3 protein-coding genes are annotated in these 5,355 nt (G+C 63.0%); 1 reads left to right on the top strand and 2 read right to left on the bottom strand.

Going from position 1 to position 5,355, the window contains the following annotated elements:
* The coding region (locus EN991_RS22070; protein WP_127369549.1) for a [protein-PII] uridylyltransferase at nucleotides 1-2,200 on the bottom strand (2,200 nt) is incomplete at its 3' end.
* 78 nt (nucleotides 2,201-2,278) lie between these two features.
* Nucleotides 2,279-3,103, bottom strand: coding sequence for a glycosyltransferase family 25 protein (locus tag EN991_RS22065; RefSeq protein WP_127369548.1), 825 nt, complete (start codon nucleotides 3,101-3,103; stop codon nucleotides 2,279-2,281).
* A 189-nt stretch (nucleotides 3,104-3,292) separates the two neighbouring features.
* On the opposite strand from EN991_RS22065, the gene EN991_RS22060 reads away from it, so the two are divergent.
* Nucleotides 3,293-5,355: heavy metal translocating P-type ATPase (locus EN991_RS22060; RefSeq protein WP_127369547.1), on the top strand; the 2,063-nt coding region annotated here is incomplete at its 3' end.

Here is a 5,355-nt window from a genome sequence, read left to right as displayed (position 1 = left end):
CCTCGAACTGGTGGGTCTTGACCATGGTGGCAAGCTTGTTGCCTGACGCGTCAGCCTCACGAATGAATTCGGCATGGCGCAGCTGGTCTGCGAGATCGACGGTCAAAAGGTAATTCTCGTAGTGCTGGCCGACATAGCGCTTGCGGGCCTTGTCCGGCCAGTCGGCAAGCGCCTCGGCCAGACGCTCGCGCGCCGCCGCCGTGCGTTGCGCGCGCGACACTTCCGAAAACCCGCCGGTCAACAGCAATTCGGTCTCGTAGTAGAGCGTGCGCAGCAACTGGCCCTTCCAGCCGTTCCAGACACCCGGTCCGACGCCCCTGATGTCGCAGACGGTGAGGATCAAAAGCAGCTTCAGCCGCTCGACCGACTGCACGATCGCGGCGAAATCCTCGATGGTCTTGCGGTCGTTGAGATCGCGGGTCTGGGCTGTCATCGACATCACGAGATGGTTCTCGACCAGCCAGGCAACGGTCTCGGTATCGGCAGGCGACAGCCCCATATGCGGACAGATGCGGCGTGCGATCCTGGCCCCCGCCTCGGAATGATCCTCCGGCCTCCCCTTGGCGATGTCGTGCAGCAGTACGGCGACATAGAGCGCCTCGCGGCTCTTCTTCAGCCCCGGCATCAGCGTGTGCGACAGGGGATGGACCTTTTCGCCGTCGCCGCGTTCGATCTCGGCCAGCACGCCGATGCAGCGGATCAGATGCTCGTCCACCGTGTAGTGGTGGTACATCGAGAACTGCATCATGGCGACGATCTTGCCGAAATCCGGGATCAGCCTGCCGAGCAGCCCGGCCTCGTTCATGCGGCGCAGATTGAGTTCGGCATTGCGATCCGAGGTCAATATGTCGAGGAACAGCCGGTTGGCCTCCTCGTCGCGCCGCAGCGACTTGTTGACCAGGCCGAGCGAACGGGTCAGCAGCTTCAGCGCATCGGGGTGGAATTCCAGACCGTGCTTGTCGGCGAACCAGAACAGCCTGAGCAGATTGACCGGATCGCGCTCGAACACCTGGTCGTCGGCGATGTTGATGCGGTGGTTGTCGACAATGAAGTCCGACGTGCCGGCCAGCTTGCGCTTGCGCCGCGAGAAAGTCAGGAAGATGCGGTTGAAGCCCGGCACGTGCTTGGCCTGCTCCTCCTCGAGCGCGGCACAGAAGATGCGGGTCAGGTCGCCGACGTCCTTGGCAACGAGGAAGTAGTGCTTCATGAAGCGCTCGACCGCGGACAGGCCGGGGTGCGTGGTGTAGCCGAGCCGTTCGGCGATCTCGCGCTGGATGTCGAAATGCAGCCGCTCCTCGGCCTTGCCGGTGAGGAAATGCATGTGACAGCGTACCGCCCACAGGAAATCCTCGGCCTTCTGGAACTCGCGGTACTCGCCCTCGGTGAAGACGCCTTTATCGACCAGTTCCTCGCCGGTGCGCACCCGGTAGAAATATTTGCCGATCCAGAACAGCGTCTGCAGATCGCGCAGGCCACCCTTGCCGTCCTTGACGTTGGGCTCGACCAGATAGCGGCTTTCGCCGGCCTTGGCATGGCGGTCATCGCGTTCGGCAAGCTTGGCCTGGACATATTCGGGGCCGGTCGTGCGCACCACCTCATGGTCGAAGCGCAGCATCAGTTCATCATAGAGCTTTTCCTCGCCCCACAGGAAACGTGCTTCGAGGATCGAGGTGCGGATGGTGACATCGGTGCGCGACAGGCGCAGGCATTCGTCGATATTGCGTGTGGCGTGGCCGACCTTCAGCCCCAGGTCCCACAGCATGTAGAGCATGTATTCGACTGTCTGTTCGCCCCACGGCGTCTGCTTGTAAGGCAGCAGGAACAACAGGTCGATGTCGGACCCCGGCGCCAGCGTTCCACGGCCGTAGCCGCCGACAGCGACGACGGCCATGCGCTCCGCGGAGGACGGGTTCTTGACCCGGTAGACATGGGTGACGGCGAAATCGTAAAGCGCCCGGATGATCTCGTCCATGAGATGCGACAGCCGCGCCGCGCAGGCGCTGCCGCCGCCATCGTCCCTCAGCATGCGTTCGGCAATGGCGCGCCCGTCCGCCAGTCGTCCCTTGAGCAGCTGGAGCACACCATTGCGCGCAGCCTGCCCTGAGCCGTCGCCCGCCGTGGCCGCGGTCAGCGCGGTCATCTCGCGGCGCAAGGCTTCGCCGTCGATCAATTCGTCGAGCTTCAGGGAGATTCTTGCCATATATCCAGTCGGCCTTGCCGTTTCGGCGGCGTCTATAGCGCGTTTTGGCGGCGCTGGGTATGGGGCGTTGAAGCCGGTTCAAGACCCGGCTGAGTTTTGGCTCGGATAAGTAAATGGAATGACCATTCTCCGCTTCAGTCGACCGAAATCGACAATGCGCTTGCCTATTCGCCGAGCCTCGGCTTTGACCCGCGCTATGGCTGTCTTTCTGCGTTTCCCGGTCCCGGCGGGTGCGGCGCACTGGATATCCCGCTTTTCTCTGAGCAGGCTTGGCAATTGGAGCGCCCTGTCGCCAAGGAACTGATCTTGCGCGCAGAGCGCAGGAACAAGCTGATAGATCGTCTCGCCTCGCAAAACCGAAAACTCGGGGTTGAAGACAAGGTCGTCGACAGCGATGCCGATCTTCTCGGTGGCCTTGATCAGGTCGAGCGCGGTTTGCCTGGAGATGATGTAGCCGGCGGTTCCTATATGTCCGGCGTCGAGTTTGGATGTGGAAAAGCCGTGACCGATGGCAATGCGCTTGCGTCGGATCACGGTCTTACAGAAGTAGCTTTCGAGCTTGACGACTTCGGCATCGGCTGGGATCCAGTCGCTGTCGCGAAGCAATGCGCCGGCTTTTGCGGCAAAGACGATGTCGTCCTCGAAAATCGCCCCGTAGCGAGCGTCGCCTTGGGCGATGACAGCCCAGCAGGCCCGGTGACTGAGCAGGCAGGCGATCTCGCCGTCAGTCAATGGCAGCCTGTTCCGATATCCGACATTTTGCGGCAGCTGGTCCAGCTCCGGCCGGTCGCGTGCGTCTATGGCCTGAACGCGTTCGAATGCAACGCCGATGCGGGCAAACTCCGCCGTCACACGGGCAAGGCGATCGGGAGACCGATCGAGATTGATGACCAGACGCTTCATTGCCGAAGAAAATCCCCACCCCCGCGACGCTCGCGCTTTCTAGCAGGCCTGGTGTTGCCGCGTGAGACTTTTTCTGGGGTGGATGGACGCGCCGTGGACCGGAGAAGAAAAGTCGAAACAGCCCTTGACCTTCCAGTTACTGGAAGCCCTATCTCCACGTCACACAGCGATCCATCAAGGCATTTTCGAATGACGCATTCAGATCACGATCATCACGCGCACGGTAGCTGCTGCTCGACAAAAGGCGTCGTGCCCACCACGAAGAGCGTCGTCCGCGACCCGGTCTGCGGCATGACTGTCGATCCGGCGGCTGGCAAGCCGACGGCCGAGCATGATGGCCATCTCTATCATTTCTGCAGCCAGGGCTGCCGCACGAAATTCGTCGCCGAACCGGAAAAATTCCTGACCGCCACCGATCCGGTCTGCGGCATGAGCGTCGACCGCGCGACAGCCAGGTACTTTGCCCGCCACGAAGGCCGGGGCTTCTATTTCTGCTCGGCCGCTTGCCAGGCGAAATTCGAGGCGGAGCCGCAAAAATATCTCGGCGGCAGGCCAGCACCGCAGCCGATGCCCAAGGGCACGCAATACACCTGCCCGATGCACCCGGAGATCGTCCGCGACAAGCCCGGATCCTGCCCGAAATGCGGCATGGCGCTGGAGCCGATGGGCATACCAACGGGTGACGAGGGTCCCAATCCGGAACTGGTCGATTTCACCAGGCGATTCTGGGTCAGTGCCGCTCTTTCCGTCCCTTTGCTGGTCGTCGCCATGGCGCCGATGCTTGGCCTGACTTTCCAGGCTTTTGTCGACGAGCGGACGAAGGTCTGGCTTGAGCTGGCATTGGCCAGCCCCGTCGTGTTGTGGGCGGCACTGCCTTTCTTCCACCGCGGCTGGGATTCGCTCGTCAACCGCAGCCCCAACATGTGGACGCTGATCTCGCTCGGCGTCGGCGCTGCCTATCTCTACAGCGTCGTCGCCACGCTGTTTCCGGATATCTTTCCGCATCAGTTCCGCGGCCATGGCGGTGCGGTGCCGGTTTATTTCGAGGCTGCCGCCGTCATCGTCGCGCTGGTCTTCCTTGGCCAGGTGCTGGAGCTGCGCGCCCGTGAAAAGACCGGTTCGGCGATCCGCGCCTTGCTCGATCTCGCACCGAAGACAGCGCGGCTGATCGCCGCCGATGGTTCCGAAAACGACGTGCCCCTCGCCGCCGTCAAGGCCGGCGATCGCCTGCGCATACGCCCCGGTGACGCCGTGCCGGTCGATGGCACGGTGCTGGAAGGACGGTCCTCGCTCGACGAATCGATGATCACGGGCGAGCCGTTGCCGGTCGAGAAGGTCGAGGGCGATGCGCTGACCGGCGGCACGCTCAACAAGAATGGTGCGCTGATCATGCGCGCTGAGAAGGTCGGCGCCGAGACGACGCTGGCGCGCATCGTCGAGCTCGTCGCCAAGGCGCAGCGCTCGCGCGCCCCGATCCAAGGGTTGGCTGATCGCGTTTCTTTCTACTTTGTCCCGGCCGTCGTCCTTGTCGCGATTATCGCCTTCATCGCCTGGGCCGTGTTTGGACCCGAGCCCAGCCTGATCTTTGCCATCGTCTCGGCGGTGTCGGTGCTGATCATCGCTTGTCCCTGTGCGCTCGGCCTGGCGACGCCGATGTCGATCATGACCGCCACCGGGCGCGGGGCGCATGCCGGCGTGCTGATCAAGGAAGCCGCAGCACTCGAACGCTTCGCTTCCGTCGACACGCTGATCGTCGACAAAACGGGGACGCTGACCGAAGGCCGGCCGAAGCTGACCGATGTCGTCACGGCAAACGGCTTCTCCGAAGACGAATTGCTGGCGCTTGCCGCGGGCCTGGAGAAAGGCTCGGAGCATCCGCTGGCTGAAGCCATCGTCGACGGCGCCGCTACGCGCGGCGTGACCGTTGCAGAGGCCAGCGGCTTCGAGGCGGTCACCGGGAAGGGTGTGTCCGGTTCGGTCTCGGGAAAGACGGTCGCACTCGGGAACGCCGCGATGATGGTCGACCTTGGCGTCGACATCGCATCCATCTCGGCCAAGGCCGAGGCGCTGCAACTCGAAGGCAAGACGGCGATGTTCGTTGCTGTCGACAAAAAACCGGCCGGCATCGTCGCCGTCGCCGACCCTATCAAGACAACGACGGCCGAGGCGATCAAGGCGCTGCATGAAAGCGGCTTGCGGATCGTCATGGCGACCGGCGACAATGAACGCACGGCCAACGCGATCGCCAGAAG

The sequence above is a fragment of the Mesorhizobium sp. M7A.F.Ca.US.005.03.2.1 genome, from assembly GCF_003997795.1.
GTDB lineage: Bacteria > Pseudomonadota > Alphaproteobacteria > Rhizobiales > Rhizobiaceae > Mesorhizobium > Mesorhizobium ciceri.
Note: the sequence above shows the minus strand (reverse complement) of the source record. Positions and strands in the feature narration are given on the sequence as shown.